This is a genomic window from Neobacillus mesonae, assembly GCF_023715155.1.
Classification (GTDB): Bacteria; Bacillota; Bacilli; order Bacillales; family Cytobacillaceae; genus Neobacillus; species Neobacillus mesonae_A.
The window spans coordinates 1-249 of sequence record NZ_JAMBNQ010000166.1; the positions used below are offsets into that span (position 1 = coordinate 1).

General features: G+C 56.2%; 1 rRNA gene. It reads right to left on the reverse strand.

Features of this window, described 5'->3' with window-relative positions:
- Positions 1-30: 30 nt before the first annotated feature.
- Positions 31-249, reverse strand: a 16S ribosomal RNA gene (locus tag M3183_RS27000); the annotation flags it as partial.

Genomic DNA, 249 nt, shown 5'->3' on the forward strand with positions numbered 1-249 from the left:
TCAGGCTCTTAGTCCTGCTTATATCCTTAGAAAGGAGGTGATCCAGCCGCACCTTCCGATACGGCTACCTTGTTACGACTTCACCCCAATCATCTGTCCCACCTTAGGCGGCTGGCTCCTTGCGGTTACCCCACCGACTTCGGGTGTTACAAACTCTCGTGGTGTGACGGGCGGTGTGTACAAGGCCCGGGAACGTATTCACCGCGGCATGCTGATCCGCGATTACTAGCGATTCCGGCTTCATGCAGG